1 pseudogene is annotated in these 375 nt (G+C 32.3%); it reads right to left on the reverse strand.

Annotated features, from left to right (window positions below):
- Positions 1-68: 68 nt before the first annotated feature.
- A pseudogene (locus HMPREF2701_RS04855) lies at positions 69-375 on the reverse strand (thiol-disulfide isomerase); the annotation flags it as partial.

Here is a 375-nt window from a genome sequence, read left to right on the forward strand (position 1 = left end):
AAATTCCTCAACACAACCAGTTGTTCATACAGCATTGTGTTGAGCAAGAAACTACTTTCTCTGGTAAACTATCCATACAAAGTCTGATACATCTTTTCCATGAAATCCTCAAGCTCTTTTTGAACAATTTTTAATAGTCGCTCTTCTTCGGCTTGAGAGATGTCCACACTCTCTTTTATTTTTTGATTACTAATATTAGAATAGTAACTACGTTTTATGGTTAACTGATTATCTAAAATATAGTAAACATCTATTTTTTCCTCTTTTGCTGTTGTTTCAAATAAAACAGTGACTTCATTCCTTCCAGGATTTGATATTTTCAAATCAATGTCTCCTTTTATCCCTATGGAGTCAATTCCTCCATCCAATCGAATA

Source organism: Streptococcus sp. HMSC077D04 (assembly GCF_001808785.1).
Taxonomy (GTDB): Bacteria; Bacillota; Bacilli; order Lactobacillales; family Streptococcaceae; genus Streptococcus; species Streptococcus mitis_BX.